This is a genomic window from Acetivibrio sp. MSJd-27, from assembly GCF_018918095.1.
Taxonomy (GTDB): domain Bacteria; phylum Bacillota; class Clostridia; order UMGS1840; family HGM11507; genus HGM11507.
Genome location: NZ_JAHLPV010000017.1, coordinates 30,393 through 49,121, shown reverse-complemented (window position 1 = coordinate 49,121; position 18,729 = coordinate 30,393). Strand labels below are relative to the sequence as shown.

Here is an 18,729-nt window from a genome sequence, read left to right as displayed (position 1 = left end):
TTTGAGATAATCTTTATCTAATATTTTTTTAGTCCTTGAAACATAGGGCTTGTTTAAGTGCGCCTATTTTTCAATTACTTAATTTTTTTAAAAATGTCTTGACTTTTAATAGTTAGTCACCTCATCCTAGTTTATGTCACAGGCAGAGCTGTTATGATTGTATATTTGCGATGTTTTGGAAAAACTAACAGAAAAAAGGAAGCGGTGATATTTTATGAGAAAAGCAAAAAAGAGAAACAGGAAAGGAATCTATCTGCTCCTCTTTACACTCTGCGCAGCCTGTTCTGTTTTAATTTCTCTCTCCCAGCTGATGCATTACGGTATCGAATCCTATTTTTTCCCAGTCCAGCACTTTTTCTTGCTTCTCTTTACAATTGATTATTGGATAGAGCTTCTGCACGCGCCGGACAGGAAGGGATATCTAAAAAAACACATCGTGGAACTGACAGCCGTATATCCGTTCTGCCTGCTCTTTCTGCCCCTGAGTATTGCCGGAGCTTCCATAATGGTGTACCGGAAACTGAAAAACTATTTTAAATCCCAGAAACTGCTCTCCTTTTTTCTGCTTTTGGGATTCATTATTATGCTGAGTTCCCTTTGCCTATACCGTGTGGAATACGGCAAATCCGTCAATCATTTCTTCGATGCATTCTGGTTATGTGTCGTGACGGTAACTACCGTGGGATATGGAGATATTTCTCCGCAGACAGCAATGGGGAAAATTATATTGATGGTTCTAATGTTTTTCGGCGTACTGTTCATTGGTGTGGTTACAACCACCATGACCGCTTATCTGAGCCGAGGTGAACGTTTTTCCAGAAGAAAGCTGGCCTTAAAGAGCATCCATTCTATTCTGGAGGATTTATCCACTGAGCAGATCTGCCGGATTGACCGGGATCTGACTGAAAAATATATGGGTTCGCACAGCGGCTCTTCCTCTCTGTCGGAGAACAAGCAAAAAGGCAAGGAGCCATGATCCTTGCCTTCTCTTGGTTGTTTTTTATAACAAGATTTCATTGAAAACGTTTGCGCAGCAAAAGTTACCTTAATGGCGTTTCAACCGAGCGAAGCGCAAGATGATGTCCGTCGCTTGCTCTTTCAATAAGGAGCCCGCCGCTTTAGAAACGGGAGACATACAGCGAGGTTATAACGAAATGAAGATGACCCCGCTTCATAAGCGGCGAGTTCCACTTCATTTTTCTGGGTGGTACAATCCTCCACAGAAATACAGAAATGTTGCACTACGGGGCTGTGCCCCTTATGAAACATAGAAAATTGCGCAGAATCGTGTACAATTGCATGTTTCAAAAAACAGCGTGCGGAGCGTGATTGCGTTACTTTTACTCGCTCGTTACCAGTTCAATGCTGTCCGCCACACCGTCTTTGATGGTGACAATGATTTTAGACTGCTCCTTTACGCCCAGAATTTTTGCATTGCTGCTCACCTTGTCGGAAAGCTTGATCTCCTCTTCTCCGTTTTGCGTTTTCACCTTATACGTTTTATCGTTAATAACGCTCAGGACTCTCGCTTCAATCCGGTTTCTGCCATCCGGCAGGGTGGTTGTCAGAGAAAAATCCTCCGGTTTTTCCGTCGGCTCCGCTGTAGGAGCTTCGGTTGCCTGCGCTGTGGCGTCCGGCTGTTTTGTCCCCTCTTCTGAAACACCCTCCCCGTCCTTCCTGGAACAGGAACAGAAAGTCAGTAAAACAGAAGCTGTCATCAAAAAAAGGATCCCCTTCTTCAGTTTTGATTTCATACCTTTTTCACCTCAATAATCTATTATAATATATTTTTCCCGATAAGAACAGTATTTGTTCATAAATATATTTTTACTCATGATTTTTTTGAAGTTTTTTCTCTATTTTAAGCTGTTTTTTTCTTTTCCGTTTTGCTTTCCTGTCCTCCAGAACAACATACAGAATTGGAATCACAATCAGAGTCAGCAATGTTGAGAAAAGAAGTCCGCCGATTACCACAATGGCATAAGGCTGCATTCTCTCCGCACCGACTCCCTGAGAAAGCGCAATGGGAAGCAATCCGAGTACTGTGGTAAGAGTCGTGATGAAGATAGGCCGTGTACGGATTCTTGCCGCGCTTACTACCGCTTCATTGAGCTCCATCCCATCTGCACGCTGACGGTTTACAAAATCAATCAACACGATTGCATTATTTACAACAACACCCACTAACGTGACAATTCCCACCATTCCCGGAAGTGATATAGGTGTTCCTGTCAGCAGCAAGGAAAGCGCAACCCCAATAATAGAAAGGGGGATGCTGAAAATAATGATAAAGGGATGAAGCAGCGACTCGAATTGGCATGCGATAATCATATAAACCAGCAAAATAGCCACTACCACCATGAGCAGCAGATCGTTCATGGAATCCTCCATATCCTTTGAAGTTCCTGCCAATTCCATTTTGTATCCAGCTTCCACCGGAATATCTTTCATCATCAACTTTACGTCTTCCGTCACCTGGCCAATGGTTTTCCCTTCTACCGTACCTGTCACCGTGATCTGACGCATGGAGTCTTCTCTGGCAATCGAAACCGGAGAATTTACCACTTTAATATCCGCCAGTTCACTCAAAGGAATGGTAAGTCCTTGGGAATTGGTAATGCTTAAAAACTTGATGTCATTCATCTGCTTCGTGTAAGCCTCAGACAGCCGTACCGTTAAATCAGTGTCCTTGTTGTCCACCGTGATAGAGGCCGCCGTGCTTCCCTGAAGCATGGTCTTTAAGGTATCCGCAATGGTGTGGGGGGATAATCCATAGTTGGCCGCTCTCTGACGGTCAATCATAATCTTGACCTCCGGCGTCTTTTTATCCAGACTGGAGGCGGTGGAGGTGATTCCTTCAACCTGCTGGAGCTTTGCCTCTACTGTATCCGACAGATCGGTCAGCACATTCTGCTCATCCCCATACAGCTTAATGGTAATTTGAGCGCTGCCCCCTCCATACATCATACTGCCCACGTCCGCAGCTGAAACCTCGATTTTCGGACCGGCATAGTCCGCAAAGCTTTTCTTCACTGCAGCCGACAATTCGTCTATTGTATAGTCTCGCTGATCCCGAGGAGGGAACAGATAGGTTAACTGACCGATGTTATCTCCACCGTTTCCCACAAGATTGACAACATGATCCGGCTCCATCATTCCGGAAAGCGCCTGCCCCGCTATAGCGGCAATCCTTTCGCCTTCCCGTTTCGTCTCGTCTACACTGGTTCCATCCGGCATGGTATAGGTCACATTAAAAGTAGCGCTGTCCATTGCAGGAAACAATTCTGAGCCGACAACTGCAAAGGAACCCAAACTCAGAAGAAACGCCGCCAAGGAACCAAATATCACCAATTTCTTGTGTCCCAGACATTTTGAGAGTGCACCGGCATAAAATTTTGCAAGGAAACTTTCTTTTGTCGTTGTTTGCTTCCGGACAATGGTATCCACCTTCAGCCAGCTGGCTGCCGCTACCGGAACCAATGTCAGCGCAACCACCAGCGAAGCCAGCAAGGAATAAGTAATGGTCAAGCCAACCTCTTTAAACATCGAGATATAAATATTATCCTTTAGGAATAAAAGCGGTGAGAAAACAGCAATCGTTGTGAGGGTGGAAGCCGTGATCGCCATCGCCACCTCGCTTACACCTTTTATTGCAGCCTCTCTGGAATCGCAGCCCATTTCCAGATAACGCTGTATATTTTCCAGCACAACGACCGAATTATCCACCAGCATTCCAATCCCCAGTACCAAACCAAACAGGGACATCGTGTTGATGGAAATATCAGAAAAGTACATCATAATGAAGGAGGCAATAATAGAAATTGGCATTGCCACCCCGATAATCATAGTCAGTCTCACATTGCGCAGAAATAGGAAAAGAATAATCAAAGCGAGTACTAAGCCCAGAATGCCGCTTTCCAAAATGGAATCCAGCGACTGCTGGATATATTCCGCCTGATCAAATACAACAACATAGTCCACCCCGGCATATTGTGATTTGATCTCCGCCAGTTTCCCGCGCACTTCTGCCGAAAGATCTGTAATACTGGAATCCGGCTGTTTATACAGATTAATGTAAACCGCATTGGTATCCCCGATTGTCACACGGAAATCACTTGCCTTCGGCTTATTGGAAACCACCGCGATATCCGACAGCTTGACCGGACCATTTGCCGTCTGTATGACTGTATTTTTGATATCCTCAATACTACCAAGCTCAGAGGTTGTTGTGACCGAAAGCTCATTCATCCCTTCCAGCACATCCCCCGCAGGCTGTGAAACATCCTCCGTGCGCAAAACGGAGGCGATCTGTGAAACGGAAATTCCTAATCCCTCTGTCCGCTCCTTGATCAGTTCAACACTGATCTCGTATTTCTCATTTCCCATCATATCAAGCCGGGCAACCCCGCCAATCCGTTCCAGCTGCTTCTGATAGACATTCTCCGCAATACGCCCCAGTTCCTCCTCATTCTGCCCGCCGGAAAGAACCAGCTGCATAACGGGAATGGCGTCCACAGACATTTCTATCATGGAAGGATCCTGCACCGCGTCGGGAAAGGTTTTTGTCACCATATCTATCTTTTCCCTCGCCTTTAGGATGGTGGAATCCATGTTGGTTCCCCCCGCAAATTCCACTTGAATCATTGAAATTCCATTCGATGAGGTGGAGGTGACCTTCTTGAAGTTGGGAACCGTACTGACCATATCTTCCAGAGGCTTGGTAACAATACTTTCCACCTGCTCCGGGCTCGCGCCCGGATAGGATGTGGAGATCATCAAATACGGCATTGAGATATCCGGAAGAAATTCCTGATTAATATTAAGGATGGAGACCGTACCGAACAGCAGTACAATAATAATTATCATTAAAACCGTAACCGGTTTTCTGACCAGAACGCGAAAGAAATTCATAGTGATACCCCTTCGCTTTCTGATGTTCCATCCCCATTGACCGGCATACTATCCGGCGCCGGCGTTTCACCGCCTACAATTTTCACTTCCATGCCGGGGATCAAATTTGCCTGTCCTTTCGAAACAATGCGGTCGGATGTTTCTAAGCCGCCGATCACTTCGGCAAATTCATCATTTTTGATACCAATTTGAACTTCTTTTTTCACTGCTTTATTTTCTGTGTCAACCGTATAGACATAATACTTTTCGTTGTCATTAAACAACAATTTACTGTCTATAGCAAACACATCGGGCTTTTCGCTAACCGCTATTTTTACTTCTGCAAACATTCCAGATTTGATCAGATTTTCAGGGTTATCCACCAATACATTGACGCAGTAGCCTGCCTTTTTGAAATCAATCTGATAGGAAATGGTGTCAACCGTTCCCTCAAACAGACGGTCTTCCAATGAGCGAAATTGAACCTTTATGTTTTGTCCCGGAGCCAATTTGTTGATCATCTGCTCCCCAACGGTCACGTTGATCAAAACCTTTGACAAATCCACGACGGTATACAGAGGCGCTTGCTGAGATGCAAACTCTCCTGTCTTGGCATTTCTTGTCACAACAATTCCCTGGATCGGAGAGGTAATCTGCATTTCTCCCAGTTTTGTCTGAAGATTGTCCCTCTGGGCCTGCAAAGCCCCGACTCCTGCAACAGCCTGATCATACTGCGCATTGGCGGCAGCGATATTATCCTGCTGCGCTTTCTCTGTCAAATGGTAATTATTCACTGCTGTATCATAGGATTTTTTTGCGTTGGATTCTGTCTTCCGTGCCGCTTCAAGAGCTGTTTGCGCATTTCCCAGACTTCTTACCGCATTGTCATAGGCAAAAACAGCGCTGTCATATTTTGATTTGACACCGTCCAGTACACTTTGGGAAATCACACCGGACTCCAACAAAGTCTTATTATTTTCATAATCCTTTTGCGCACTTTCCATTGTCTGTCTGGCATTATCCACTGCCGCCTGCGCCTGCGCCACGGATGTTCCCGCATTCTTCAAAGCGGTCTGCGCCTGGTCTACACCGTTCTGTGCCTGGTCTACAGCAGACTGTGCCTGGCTTAACGCCTGTTCTTTTCCCGTCGCGCCGGCTTTCTCCTTATTCACTTGGGAAACGGTAACTCCGGCTCTGGATTGGTTAATTTGCGCATCCACCTGATTCAGCTGGCTGGAAATATCCGACGCATCCAATGCACACAAAACAGCTCCCGCGTTCACGGTATCTCCTACTTCCGCATATGTATTCAATATCTTGGAAGGCGTTTTAGGCAGAATATCAATCTCCTGAATGGGCGCCGCAACACCGCTTGCTGTATAATATTCCACCATGTTCTGTTTGGTCATTGAAGTCACTTCCACCGGTGTACGGTTATCCGGCTGAGTGGCTGTTTCCTTTGCTCCGCATCCCGCGATTCCAGCACAAACTATCAGCGCAAGGCATATACTCACTGTTTTCTTACTCTTCATCTCAATAAACTCCCATCAGACTAGCACTATTTAATCCATAGCCTATATCACTGTTATACTTTAATTCCGCCATACGGAACGTGAGAATTGCCTGGGTATAACTCAGCTCCGCCTGTGCGCTCTTGTTCAGACTGTCAGTCACTTCAGCGGAAGTGGCCATTCCGACTTCTTCCTTTGCCAAAATATCACTGTATTGTTTTTCTGTCAGCTCCTGCTGTCCTTTCTGAACTGCAATATTATCATAGGATGACAGCAAGTCATAGTAATCCTTTGTAATTCCCAGCCGGATACTGTTCTCTGTATCTGTGACGGAAAGGGCGCTCTCTTTCGCCTGCAAATCCGCTTTCCGATACATAAACGTATTGGGTAGATACAGGGCGCTTACACATTCCAAGTAAAGCGCATCCAAATCCCTTTTATTTTTGACCGTTGTGATCTCTGTTCTGTTTTCCAGACCTGCCTTGATTCCCTCCTCCAAATCCGGTGTCGTGAACCCGGACTCATCCAGTTTATCCGTCAGCTGATAGGAACCCTCCGCATCATAATAAGTTGCATTGCAGAACTGTAAAAAAGCAAGATTAGCGGCACGTTCCGCCTTGTCCACGCTGTATTGGGAACTGTCCATATAATTTTTTGCGGTCAGCACATCTGTCTGCGTCGCCATGCCTACTTCCAGCCGCACTTGTGCCTTCCTGTAATTTTCAGATGCAAGCTGATAAGCATCTTTGGCAATTTGATGAGACTGCTGCGCATTTTTCAAAGTATAGTAAGCGCTGGTAACGTCATACTCTATCTTTTTTCTGGTCTGTTCCAGATTGATTTTGGACATCTCCAGATTTCTTTTCGCAGTCTCCGTGTAATACCCCTTTCTTATCGGCACGTTCTGTATTGTACTGTAATAATAGGGTTTCTTTTGATTTTTGATTTCCTGACGCATATTATATTCCGCTTCCTCCAACGCCACCTCATCCCGCTCTATTTTTCTCTCCGCTATCGAAACGGATGGACTGTTTGCAAGAGCGTGGGTTATCGCTTCATCCAGTGAAACTCTGGTAGTTTCCCCTTCTGAGGCGAAAGCCGAAACCATATTGCCGAAAAACATCATCACAGAAATCAAAACCGGCAAAAATGCTTTTTTCATAAGTCAAGCTCCTTCCTTGTATAGCACTCCAATCTCCCTTTTGCACATTTATTAAGCATACCACATTTTGTTTTCAGAAAAAACCTTTTTTCTTGACTTTTAACAAATCGTTTATATTTATTGTGGAAAGTCTTTCCTATGATTCAAAAAAACAAAAACTTTTCCAAATAGATATTGCCAAAGGTGTAAATAATGTTATAATAGAAAACGAATAAATCAATAAAACGTTTTCATAAATTTGGGATGGAGTACTATGATTGATAAAATAAAAGAACAGTTTAAAAATTTTGATTTTCCCCTTTTTATTGCAACAGTAGTTTTAACAATTATTGGAATTATTTTAATCTCCAGCGCTACCAAATCCATGTCCGGAGGTTCCAGAAATGTAATCATTCAGATCGCTGCATTGATTTTGGGTATTGCTGCTTGCCTTGTGGTTGCATTTTGGGATTATGAGTACCTTGCAACGAAATCTTACTATATATTCGGAATCAATATTCTTCTATTGGTAACCGTGCTGATTCTGGGAACCGGCGCAGAGGAATGGGGCGGAAAAAGCTGGATTCGATTTGGTCCCATCGGCATTCAGCCTTCTGAGCTGGTAAAGATTGGATTCATTATATGTCTTGCCTCACAGCTTGCACATTTCAAAGAGGAATTAAACCATCCGCAGAAACTTCTTTGGACACTGTTGCATGCAGGAACCCTTTTGGGACTTATCCTTCTGCAGCCGGACATGGGAACCGCTATGGTTTTTGCGGTCATTTATGCGGGAATGCTTTTTGTGGCAAAATTAAGTTATAAATATATTATCACTGCAATCGCGGCTTTTATCGCCAGTGCTCCCCTTATCTGGATGTTTATTTTAGAGGATTACCAAAAAAACCGTATCCTTGTGTTCTTAAATCCGGAGTTGGATCCGCAAAAAGCCGGCTATCAGGTCATTCAATCCAAAATCGCAATCGGTTCCGGTCAAATTACCGGCGAGGGCTTGTATTCGGGAATTCAAACCCAATTGGGTTTTCTTCCCGCAAGGCACACCGACTTTATTTTTGCCGTTGCCGGTGAGGAGTTAGGCTTTATCGGCTGTCTCGTGATCATCGGGCTTATTATTTTTATCATAGCGCGGTGCTTTTATATCGGACAGAATGCGAAAAATTCATTGGGGGGCTTTATGGCTGTCGGCGTCGGCGTAATGTTGCTGGCCCAGTCCTTCGAAAATATTGGTATGACGATCGGACTGACTCCGGTGACAGGTATCACCCTCCCGTTTCTGAGCTATGGAGGTTCTTCTATTGTCACCAATTTCATTGCAATCGGTCTTGTTTTAAATGTATGCCGGAAGCGGAAGGTAATTAACTTCGGATAACCTCTCTGAAAAATACCGTTAAACTGAAAAGGTAATCGCGCTTCGCACGCTGTCTTTTGCAGAAAAACGCCCTCCATTTATCATAAATGGAGGGCGTACCTGTTTACTAATTTATTCAAGAATATAAACTCTAGCGTTCCTTACACCAAATTTTCTTACTTCTGCTGCTGTGTCAAAAAATAAGTCGATTTTGTTTCCTTTGATAGCACCGCCGGTATCGCCGGCAATACAGTAACCATATGTCCAGGAGCCGTCGGCTGCCGCAACATATAATCTTGTGCCCAAAGGTATGACTCTAGGATCGACTGCTATGACGCCCCTGCGGGCCTTCATGCCTGAAGCAGTGATTCCGTAATAGGGGTCTCCAGGATTCTTGCCGTTACTTGCAAAGCTGTTATCGTATGCGGTTGCCCTCACATCGATGACTTTCTTATAACGGAAAGTGTCACCCCTTGATGTTTTCATGACTGCTATTGTTCCATATTCTACAATTTTGCTGACCGGTTCTTTTACTACATTTTCAGCGACTTTTACTTTTTCCAGTATCTGTCCGTCATGTTCCAATACTTTGTATACATTTTCCTTGACGCCAGTTTCGCCTTCCGATACCACTCTGGTAGCACCTTGTTCTAAATTATAACTGGCTTTTTTTATGATACCAAACTCGATGTCTTCTGTCTCGACAACCTCCTTGTATATCTTTGGAATCACGGTCACGGTCATATTCTCCGTAATCGGCTCTTCCAAGGATCCAATCAGAAGGTTTTCATCCCCAATCGGGATTTGCTTTTCTTCAATGAATTCTTTCACAGTGTCCTTTGTCGTATAGACAACCTCTTCCTTCCCGTGATAGGAAAGGTTCACCGCCGCTGCACGCTGGATTGAAATAACAGGATTTTCTTTTACCAAGTCCTCGGGACTACAGGACATCTCATCCCCCGTCCTCAAGGCTATCCCTGCTTCTTTCAATGCTCCCTGGACTGTTCTTGAATAAATCTTAGTATTTAAAACCGCACCGTCGTCATTTATTTGCACGTCTTTTGCGATTGCCGTAAGCACCAAACTCATAGTCAAAATGGCAGCCACAAGGCATGAAGTACAAATCAATGCGGATTTTACAGTAAAACAGGATTTTAAATAATTCTTAAAATTATTCATCCAAAACCTCCTTATTCGCAATCTCTGGTTTTACTGTCGCTGTGCATTATATACTATTTCTTCCGTTTTGTCAAATTTCCCGGATTTTTTTGTACAAAAATGCCATATAACGATCAGTATACTTTATCATTATATGGCAATCCTACGATTTTTATTCCATTTTTCATCAATCCGCCTAGATTATTCCTATTTCTGAAGAAGTTCAATCGCTTTTTGGGCAGCTTTCTTTTCCGCTTCCTTTTTGCTTTTTCCTTCTCCAATGCCCAATACTTTATCATGATTGCAGACTTCCACTGTAAACACCTTTTCATGATCCGGCCCCTTTTCATTCACCAGAACATAGATTGGCGGTCTGTCAAATTTGCTCTGAATCATTTCCTGCAATACGGTTTTATGATCTTTTTTATCCCGCTCCTTGATCGCTTTTTTAATATGAGGAACCAACATTTTCAAAATGATTTTCTGCGCATTTTCTAAGCCGCCATCCAAGTAAACCGCAGCAAAAACCGCCTCCAGAGCGTCTGAAAGAATCGAAGGCCGCTGTCTTCCATGCGTCATCTCCTCCCCCTTTCCCAGCAGGAGAAACGAGCCCAGCCCGATATCCTTTGCGCACAAAAACAAAGTGTCTTCGCACACGACCAAAGCCCGTATTTTGGTAAGCTCTCCCTCTGGCAAATGAGGACAATTTGCATATAGATAAGATGCAACCGAAAGCCCCAGAACTGCATCTCCCAAAAATTCCAGCCTTTCATTGGAATAAATTCCTTTGGAAATATTACTCAAAGAGCGGTGTGTCAATGCATTTTTTAATAATTTTTTGTCGTGAAACACATAACCTAAATGACTCTCCAGTTTTTCAAGCATTGCTTCAAGTCCTTTATCTGTTTATTTGCTCAAAAACATTATCCGAACATAACTTTTTAAGAGAGGTTTGGATAATCTTCTTGCCCTTTCTTTATCATACAAGAATTTCCTATCTTTTTCAAGAAAAAATTTTCTTTTTTCCTGCATTTCATTCTATTACTATAACCAGACGAATGCTTTTGCATTACAAAAGTCACCATAAAAGCGTTCAATAAGGGCTGAAAGCCCGTCATTCAACGTTTCAGCAGGAGATTGAATCTCCCGCTGAAAAAAGTAAGTGGAGCCCGCCTTCTCACGAGGCGGGTGACATCTTGCTTTTAGTTATAATCCCGCAGACATGTATCCAACCTTTCACCCGGACATATCCACGAGATTATAAGTAGCAAATAAATATTTCATGAACCCAATTTGATTTACACAAGTTAATTTTCCGCAATCCCGCATTGTGTGACAATCCGAAATCATTTCATTCGCCGGGATTGCTAAAATGTTTTTATTTTGTATAGCGGTAATGAGACGGAGCAACCTTTTCTATCTTTTTAAAGGCACGGCTCATGGAATTAATGCTGGAAAATCCAAATTCTTCCGCAATAGAAGTCAGACTTTGACTGGTCTCCATAATTCTGTCCTTGACCATCTCCAGCCGCAGGGATTGATGATACCGGATAGGCGTCATACCAATATATTGTTTAAAAAGACGTACCATATAATATTTGCTGATATTGAAATACTCGGAAAGCTCGTCCAAAGTGATTTCCTTGTTGACATTGCGCATAATATATTCCTGAATACGCCGCACTTCCCTATCTTTTTCCTGAAAGATGGCCTGGTTGCTGTAATAAATTTCCTTCATTAGAAAAGCAAGCAGTCTCGTAAACTGGCCTTTCACAGTCAGTTCAAAATAAGGCATTCTTTCCTTTTGTTCCTTGATAATGGAAAATACCAAGTCTTCAAAATATTTGTAGTTATTGATTCGAAAATAGCTTGGAATATTGAGATTTTCCGCTGTAGTCAAATCTTCACGGAACAATTTTCTTTTCTCCTGCGGGATTGAATCAAGCGTTTCAAAGGAGAGCGGAATATTTCTGCTGTTGTCATCATAGCGCAGATCAAAATGAATATGCGCTTGTTCAAAATAATGTCCGGGTATCATCTCAATCGAATGTCTCTGCTTTGGCTTGAAAAGAAAAATGTCTCCCTTTTCTCCCCTGTATTCTTTCCCTTCTATCGTGACTTTTACGATACCGGAACGAACATACAAAAGTTCATAGTCAAAAATAACCCTCTCTTCCACTTTCCAGGGTTCTGTTTTTAGACAGCTAAGAGCAATACGTACATAGGGCGATATCTGATTAATGTCCATTTCCCCCCTCCTTTTTCTAACAATTGTTGCTATTATAATCCAACCATTCTTGCAAGCAATAAAATCCTTATTATTTCTTTATTGATCACTTATTATACTATAATAAACATTTCATATTGTCAATATATGAAGAATATAACTAAGCAATATATGTTAAAAAAATAGCAAGATAGGTCATGTACTTTTTTTCTGAAATTCAATATACTTAAGCTGTAAAACAGGTATAGGACTGCCGCCCAGTAAAACAATATGCTTTATTCCTACGGACGGCATACTAAGAATAAGGAGGAATTATGATGGGAAGAAAACACAAATGGCTCTCCTGCCTTTTGTCAGCCGGCTTGCTGTTGGGTACTCTCACGACAGGCCACGCGGCAGGTTCACAGAAACTAAAAGACTTAACCTTCAGCTCACCGGAGCAGCTGGCATCGCCCTGCGGCTATACCCAAACACTGGGAGGCAGCTTTGGAGTCAATGAAAAGGGAGAACAAATTTTTTACGGTGTCTGCCAAGGAAATCCGGCACAGGTGATTGCCTACAATGTAGATACGGCTACAGTAGAAGATATCAAACCGCTTCAGGGGCCAGATACGGTTGGAAAAGCAGCCTATGCGGCAGATGTTGGACCTGACGGCAGAGTGTACATTGCTGCGCATCAATTTTTCTTCATTTATGATCCTGCAACAAAAAAAGTTACTTCTTATCCCTCACCATTTAGTGAGGGTTCCGTAATGAACCGCGGTACGTTTGACCAGGAAGGAAATTACTATTTCGGCACCTATCCCAAGGCCTCGCTGGTTCAGTTTAACTTAGAAAAAAACGCGCTGGTGAACCTGGGTGACAATATGGTTAGAGGGCAGTATGTCCGCGCCGTTGCGTCTTACGGAGATAAAATTTTTATGGGTTCTATGGGAACACCGGATCAGGCGCAGATTGTCCGCTATGATGTGAACACCAAGGAAACCAAGGACATCCCTCTTCCTGAATACAATGGATATCCCGGGACAGAGTGCACAACCGTCTATACCATCTCGCATCTGGGCGGGAAATACATGGCTGCCAAACTGATGTATCCAAGTGCCGGAACCTATGTTCAGTGTGTGATGGACATGGAAACCGAAACCTGGATCGACTCCTTCACCGGGGCAAATCACACCCATCTTTCGGAGTTGGACGGCGATGTTTTCTACTATGCGTCTCAGAAAAATATCTGTTCCAGAAATATTCTGACAAAAGAAACAAAAACCTATGATAACATTGAGCTGAGCGGAAGCACCACCATGCTCACCCCCAAAATCGTTACGCTGAAGGATCAGGAAAAATATCCCGGCAAATCTCTGATCGCCAACTCCCAGTCGGAAGGTGTTGTAGTGGTCAATTTTGAAAAAGGAAGCTGCGAATATTTTTCCGACGGTTTTCCTGTACAGGCAGCCGGAATGAGAACGATTCAGGCAGGCTATAACGGCGACATCGTCTGTTCTGCTATGCAGGGATCCGCAATTTATGTCTACAATATGTTTGACAATACCACAAGAAAAGCGCCTGCCGCTCAGATGGAAAGCATTTTGCGGACAGACGGCAAATACTATCTTGGTTCCTATGGTTCCGGCGGCGGAATCTATGAATTTGATCCAGCCAAACCGGCTGAAAAAGGTGTAAATCCTGCCTTGGTTTCCACCCTGAAAGCGGCAAAGGTAAAACAGGACAGAATCTTTGCCAGTGTTGACGGCGGAGATAAAATCTATTACGGCTCGGTTCCCTATTACGGCTATTTCGGCGGATGCATCGCTGCTTATGACAAGGCAACAAAAGAAACGAAAATCTTTGAGAATATCGTGAAAGATCACTCGATTGTCGGTCTTACCTACAAAGATGGTAAACTTTATGGTTCTACCACTATTTTCGGCGGCTTGGGAATTACTCCTCAGGAGGGTACCGCCAGAGTGTTTATTTTTGATCCGCAAACAGGAAAGGTGGAAGTTGAAAAAACCTTAAAACTCAAAAAAGATCTCTCCAATCAGCTGTTTGCGGGTAACATATCCTTCTCCCCCGACGGCAGACTGTTTGTCGGTACAAACAACGTGCTAGTTGAGCTGGATCCTGTCGATTTAAGCGTGAAAAATGAAGTGGTTATCGGTTCCCAGCCGGATATGACCGTCGCAGATACCAGATGGCAGGGATTCTTCTTTGAATGGGCGCCCAACGGATTACTGTTCACCAATATCGGCGGAAAAGTGTCTGCAGTGGACATTGATACTATGGATTTTAAAGTGCTGGACGGCAACCGTTCCAATGCCATCTCTCTGGGGATGGACAACAATCTTTATATCCTCTCCAATGGCACAGCTTCCGTCAGCCGCATCACACTAGGGGGTTTGTCTCCGGATCGGATAGACGTCATACGCAATAACGCATTGATGCTGAAATTAGGAAGTTCCAAGGCTCTGTATTTTGGTGTGGAAAAACAAATCGATCCTGCCAACGAAGAGGTCAAAGCACTGGAAATTGACGGAAGAACTCTGGTTCCCGTCCGGTTCCTGGCAGAGAATTACGGAGCTCTGGTAGATTGGAATGAGGAAACGCAGACCGTCACTTTGACAATCGGAGAAAAAATTGTCTCTATCACGTTAGGCGAACAAAAAATCAAAGTGATGGACGAAGAAATCGCCATTGATGTCCCGGCGCAGACCATTCAGGACAGAACCATGCTGCCGCTGCGGGCATTCGTGGAAAACGTTATGGGAAGAACCGTCTATTTTGATGATTCTAACCAGTTGATTGTCATTTCCAATGATACTCTAATTGACGGCGAAAAGGATGCGTCTATTCTGACCGAAATCGGAAAACTGCTTTAAGGAACGAATGATAGCAGGGTTTCTATATATCTCTGTTATCAAAAATACAATTCTCCGCAAAACAAAATCGTCATGGAATTTTTAATGATTCCATGATGATTTTTTGTATAAGCATTAGAAAGTCGAACCCCATATGCCCTGCATATGTTAAATTTCCGCCTTTTCGGATTGTCGGTCTTGCAAGGCGTCAGCCTTGCTGCACCCTTACGCACCAAAAAAACGAAAATTTTCCTATGTGCAGGGTCGCGGAGTTTCCACAGAGCAAATTTTTTCGTAAGACAAGGAAAAAGCGCAGATAATCCTGACGGATTGACGAGCATTTTGACGCAGGATTGCGGAAAATTTGCCTGTGTAAACCATATTGTGTTCGACTCTCTAATGCTTAAGGAAAACAGCGGCGGTTCAAAAAACCGCCGCTGTTTCCGATGCCTTTCATTCATTGAAAAACAAAAAACATATTTTTATTCGTGTGCTACGGTATCTACACTGTAGCTGGTATATATTACTCCGTCCACGGTTTTGTATTCCACATAAGTCTTTGTGTAGAACTTGCCCTGCGGGAGACTTCCTGTCAGCTCAATCCCGAATTGCCCTTTCCCGTTTGCCGGTTTTTTCGCGGCCAGCTTGGGGCACTCGCCGGGTGTATCGGTCAAAAATGCGAGATCCTCGTGATAGATGATACCGTAGCCCACAATGACAACATCATCCGTCAGATCGACGTCCTGCACCGCGCCAAAGGTGACGCAGCTTCCCAAAGCGACCGACCCGAAGGGGTTCTCGACAACCGAAAGGCTCGGAGGCGTTCCGTTTACCTGTGTACCCGTGTATATTGCCTCCATCAGTTCCCCTTCCGTCTTCGTCACACTATAATTCTTGGCCAAAATCTTTTCGGCATAACGAAGACCAAGAAGTCTTGCCGATTGCGCGTCAAAATGAAGATTATCCCCAATAGAGGTGGTGCCTTCACTGCTGATATAATCCGAATTGTCGATTGTGCCGGCAACCGAAGCAAAAACCGCATTCTGCACATCTCTGCCCGGTATTACCTGACTGACGATGAAGGGAACTTGGTCGGCAGTGACTCCTAAATCTGTCCGAAGGTTATCCGCTACAGCTTTTAACTTCGTCAGATAGCCCTCTTTTGCTGCACAGGATTCACCCTGCAGCCATAAAATTCCTTTCAGGGTTCCGCCCGCAGCAATCGCCGCCTGTGTGCGTTCCACTGCCTTTGCGTACAGTCCATAATCCGGCCGTGTCTCGGTGGCCACGTAACCTTTTGACCACTGCTCAATCGTTGTCCCGCCATGTGCATTACAAATGATGCCAACGGCAGTATCTTCCGGCGCATATTTGGCAACTGCTCTGGAGAAGGAAAGCGCCGGATTCATCTTCTCGGAGGTGTTCGTCGACCGCGTGGTGGTATACCGGTTATATCCTGTTATTGTTTTCCCATCGGTACCGTAATATGCCTGCGCTTTCTCCCATTCTCCCGAACGGTTCAAAAGAAACGCATCCTCCTGAACAACTAAATCAGCTGCAGGTATTTCGTCTCTTCCTCCCATATTGGATTGTCCCAGGCAGAGGTAAATATCCAAGCTCGTAAAACCGGATTTCAGCGGCTCTATCGTCTGTGGTTCTGAAAGCGCAGGAATATAGGTTCCGTCTGAATTGCATATCTCAATTTCACTGATTCTGGCAACTCCAGTACTAAGCTTATTGATAACGGTCAGCCGCACATATCGTGCTGTCTGCTCGTCAAAGTCAATCATGCCGGAATAATAGAAATGCGGATCGTTGTCAAGCGTCGTTTCCTTTTTCGGCGTCAGCAGACCAACCGCCGATTCACTGACCGTTTTCCATGCTGCATTATCGTCAGAGACCTCCACCCGATATCCTGCTGCGTTTTGATCGTTGTATCCGTAAACAACCATCTGATTAAAAGCAAGAGATTTTTCCAAATCAATGGTAATATAATGCCCGTTATCAAATGCCACCCAGCACTGTCTCCAAGTAGTAGGCGTCTTATTTCCATCTGTCACATATTGTGGATTTGCCGTATTCGTTCCACTGGTATAGGTTGCACTCGCTGTCACCGATTTGCCGGCGGCAAGATTCCCGGTCGGCGTTGCCTCCTCAATCGTAATCGGATCATTATACACCTGAATTTCACTGATGTAAGATGCGCCGGTCGTTGTTTTGTTTTTAATGGTCAGTTTTAGATAGCGCGCTTTCTTCGCCTCAGAAAGCCGAATGTCGCCGGCATAAAAAGGTGCGTTCGTAGAAATTGCTGTCTCTATCGGTGACAGCAACTCGTTTGAATCACTGACCGTTTCCCACTGCGCATTGTCATCGGAAATTTGCAGAGTATACCCTTGTGCCCTCTGTGCCGAATACTCATAAACAACCATCTGTCGGAAGGTGTAGGACGCCCCCAAATCGATCGTGATATAATCGCCGGCCGCAACAGCTCCCCAGGTATCCGCCCATGTAGTGACTTTTATTGTACCATCCGTTGCCTTTGCCGGATCCGTGCTTTTAGTTCCTGAACTGTAGGACTGATTTGCCGTTGCGGTTTTCCCTGCTGCAAGATTCCCTTCCGGCTGAATATCGGAATCGGAAATCGGTGCATTATATATCTCGATCTCGCTGATTTGAACCCATTTTGTAACACTCGTTGCGGTTAATTTTACATATCTTGCGGAGACTGCCTTCTCAAGACTGATAGTGCCTTTATAAATTTTAATAGTACTGCTCGCTGCTAGTGTTTCGGCTGCCAGCTTTCCTGTCCCCGCACTCACCTGAGTCCATTCCAACGCATCCTGGGAAACCTCCAGGGTGTATCCGCCCAAGTTTTGATTTTTAAATTCATAAACAACCATCTGCGTAAAATCGGCTGTTTCTCCGAGATCAATCTGAATCCAGGCGTCGGTTGTATCTGCAACCCCCCAGGTTTCTGCATAACTGGTGACTTTCCATGTTCCATCCACCGCCTTTTCCTTACTCATGGTTTTGCTGCTAGCGACTGCCTCCTGACCCGCCGTCACTGTCTTATTCAGCGCCAAATTCGTCAGCTCCTCCGCCTGAATCGGCAGAGAAAATACAAAGCAACTGAGCATCAGCGTCAGCGCCAATGTGCAGGAAATCAGCCGTTTGCTATGTTTTTTGTACATTTTGTTTTCCATCCTTTCTTTTTATCCGTTTCATCATTTTGATTCTTTTTCCTTTTTGTGAAATTTAATGATTTTATAAGTATTTTAAATGATAAATTGTTAAAATGCAACAAAATCAATGAATATTTATGGAATAGTCCAAAAATATTTTTTTGTACAAATTCGAATAAAAAATCCAAATTCAATAAGGGCTTGCCCCGTCATTCAACGAGAACAAGGACACTGCTTAGCAGTGCCGCGATCAGCGGGATATTGCACTCCCGCTGATCGCGGATATGGAACCCGCCGCCTTAAGAGGCGGGGGGACATCATGCCCATAGTTATAATTTCGGTTCTCAAACGATTGAACGATTCCAGCATACTTATTTATCTATTTTATCTTTCTTT

Annotated in this window: 11 protein-coding genes; 3 read left to right on the top strand and 8 right to left on the bottom strand. The window is 44.2% G+C overall.

The window, feature by feature from the left end; translation table 11 throughout:
• Positions 1-214 precede the first annotated feature (214 nt).
• The gene (locus KQI32_RS07530) at positions 215-976 is read left to right on the top strand and encodes a potassium channel family protein (RefSeq protein ID WP_216424554.1); all 762 of its coding nucleotides are present in this window, start codon (positions 215-217) and stop codon (positions 974-976) included.
• Positions 977-1,340: 364 nt separating this feature from the next.
• Here the strand turns inward: KQI32_RS07530 and KQI32_RS07525 are convergent, their stop codons facing one another.
• The 4 genes from KQI32_RS07525 to KQI32_RS07510 all read right to left on the bottom strand — a co-directional run bounded on the left by KQI32_RS07525 (position 1,341) and on the right by KQI32_RS07510 (position 7,563).
• Positions 1,341-1,754: a hypothetical protein gene (locus tag KQI32_RS07525; RefSeq protein ID WP_177691195.1), complete on the bottom strand. Its 414-nt coding sequence runs from the start codon at positions 1,752-1,754 to the stop codon at positions 1,341-1,343.
• Positions 1,755-1,827: 73 nt separating this feature from the next.
• Positions 1,828-4,911, bottom strand: coding sequence for an efflux RND transporter permease subunit (locus KQI32_RS07520; protein WP_216424553.1), 3,084 nt, complete (start codon positions 4,909-4,911; stop codon positions 1,828-1,830).
• Complete coding sequence (locus tag KQI32_RS07515) at positions 4,908-6,422, bottom strand: efflux RND transporter periplasmic adaptor subunit (RefSeq protein ID WP_216424552.1); 1,515 nt, start codon at positions 6,420-6,422, stop codon at positions 4,908-4,910. The genes KQI32_RS07520 and KQI32_RS07515 overlap by 4 nt, the downstream gene beginning before the upstream one ends.
• Position 6,423: 1 nt before the next feature.
• Entirely contained in the window at positions 6,424-7,563 is a 1,140-nt protein-coding gene (locus KQI32_RS07510) for a TolC family protein (RefSeq protein WP_216424551.1), read from the bottom strand.
• A gap of 253 nt (positions 7,564-7,816) precedes the next feature.
• Here KQI32_RS07510 and rodA point away from each other — a divergent pair, with 253 nt between their 5' ends.
• A complete protein-coding gene (gene rodA / locus KQI32_RS07505; RefSeq protein WP_216424550.1) occupies positions 7,817-8,932 on the top strand; it encodes a rod shape-determining protein RodA in 1,116 nt (371 codons plus the stop codon).
• 111 nt (positions 8,933-9,043) lie between these two features.
• Here the strand turns inward: rodA and KQI32_RS07500 are convergent, their stop codons facing one another.
• The 3 genes from KQI32_RS07500 to KQI32_RS07490 all read right to left on the bottom strand — a co-directional run bounded on the left by KQI32_RS07500 (position 9,044) and on the right by KQI32_RS07490 (position 12,317).
• On the bottom strand, positions 9,044-10,090 hold the full coding sequence (locus KQI32_RS07500) for a 3D domain-containing protein (RefSeq protein WP_177691190.1): 1,047 nt from the start codon (positions 10,088-10,090) through the stop codon (positions 9,044-9,046).
• 186 nt (positions 10,091-10,276) lie between these two features.
• On the bottom strand, positions 10,277-10,954 hold the full coding sequence (gene rnc / locus KQI32_RS07495) for a ribonuclease III (protein ID WP_216424549.1): 678 nt from the start codon (positions 10,952-10,954) through the stop codon (positions 10,277-10,279).
• 493 nt (positions 10,955-11,447) lie between these two features.
• Positions 11,448-12,317, bottom strand: coding sequence for an AraC family transcriptional regulator (locus tag KQI32_RS07490; RefSeq protein ID WP_177691188.1), 870 nt, complete (start codon positions 12,315-12,317; stop codon positions 11,448-11,450).
• Between the two features lie 293 nt (positions 12,318-12,610).
• On the opposite strand from KQI32_RS07490, the gene KQI32_RS07485 reads away from it, so the two are divergent.
• On the top strand, positions 12,611-15,172 hold the full coding sequence (locus KQI32_RS07485) for a stalk domain-containing protein (protein ID WP_216424548.1): 2,562 nt from the start codon (positions 12,611-12,613) through the stop codon (positions 15,170-15,172).
• 461 nt (positions 15,173-15,633) lie between these two features.
• On the opposite strand, the gene KQI32_RS07480 is transcribed toward KQI32_RS07485, so the two are convergent.
• Positions 15,634-18,342, bottom strand: coding sequence for a discoidin domain-containing protein (locus KQI32_RS07480; protein ID WP_216424547.1), 2,709 nt, complete (start codon positions 18,340-18,342; stop codon positions 15,634-15,636).
• Between the last annotated feature and the right edge of the window lie 387 nt (positions 18,343-18,729).

What these genes read in the sequence shown, in the direction of transcription:
- KQI32_RS07530 (WP_216424554.1), top strand. Translation starts at nt 215, where the DNA reads ATGAGAAAAGCAAAAAAGAGAAACAGGAAAGGAATCTATCTGCTCCTC.
- KQI32_RS07525 (WP_177691195.1), bottom strand. Translation starts at nt 1,754, where the DNA reads ATGAAATCAAAACTGAAGAAGGGGATCCTTTTTTTGATGACAGCTTCT.
- KQI32_RS07520 (WP_216424553.1), bottom strand. Translation starts at nt 4,911, where the DNA reads ATGAATTTCTTTCGCGTTCTGGTCAGAAAACCGGTTACGGTTTTAATG.
- KQI32_RS07515 (WP_216424552.1), bottom strand. Translation starts at nt 6,422, where the DNA reads ATGAAGAGTAAGAAAACAGTGAGTATATGCCTTGCGCTGATAGTTTGT.
- KQI32_RS07510 (WP_216424551.1), bottom strand. Translation starts at nt 7,563, where the DNA reads ATGAAAAAAGCATTTTTGCCGGTTTTGATTTCTGTGATGATGTTTTTC.
- rodA (WP_216424550.1), top strand. Translation starts at nt 7,817, where the DNA reads ATGATTGATAAAATAAAAGAACAGTTTAAAAATTTTGATTTTCCCCTT.
- KQI32_RS07500 (WP_177691190.1), bottom strand. Translation starts at nt 10,090, where the DNA reads ATGAATAATTTTAAGAATTATTTAAAATCCTGTTTTACTGTAAAATCC.
- rnc (WP_216424549.1), bottom strand. Translation starts at nt 10,954, where the DNA reads ATGCTTGAAAAACTGGAGAGTCATTTAGGTTATGTGTTTCACGACAAA.
- KQI32_RS07490 (WP_177691188.1), bottom strand. Translation starts at nt 12,317, where the DNA reads ATGGACATTAATCAGATATCGCCCTATGTACGTATTGCTCTTAGCTGT.
- KQI32_RS07485 (WP_216424548.1), top strand. Translation starts at nt 12,611, where the DNA reads ATGATGGGAAGAAAACACAAATGGCTCTCCTGCCTTTTGTCAGCCGGC.
- KQI32_RS07480 (WP_216424547.1), bottom strand. Translation starts at nt 18,342, where the DNA reads ATGTACAAAAAACATAGCAAACGGCTGATTTCCTGCACATTGGCGCTG.